Annotated in this window: 1 protein-coding gene; it reads left to right on the forward strand. The window is 42.5% G+C overall.

What is annotated here, in order from left to right; all coding sequences use genetic code 11:
* The coding region (locus ACCD02_RS32735; protein ID WP_413310730.1) for a hypothetical protein at window positions 1–268 on the forward strand (268 nt) is incomplete at both ends.

Below are 268 nucleotides of genomic sequence, written 5' to 3' on the forward strand. Positions count from 1 at the left end.
TTTTTCACCAGGCCATAAGCTATAGCCCTATTCAGGAAGATACGGTAGGTTTATATCCCAACGCGTTTAAGAACGGACAATACACCTGGGGCAACTCGGCAAACAGCCCTATAGCTAAATTGGAGAACAAGGTAGGGCAAACCAAAAAATACCGCACACTGGGCAGCATATTTGCCGAATACGAAATTATAAAAGGGTTAACACTAAGAAGCTCACTGAACCTGGATAATGTTGACAATGCCACTAATAGCTACACACCGTATATCAT

Source organism: Pseudomonas sp. Pseusp88 (assembly GCF_047303955.1).
Classification (GTDB): Bacteria; Pseudomonadota; Gammaproteobacteria; order Pseudomonadales; family Pseudomonadaceae; genus Aquipseudomonas.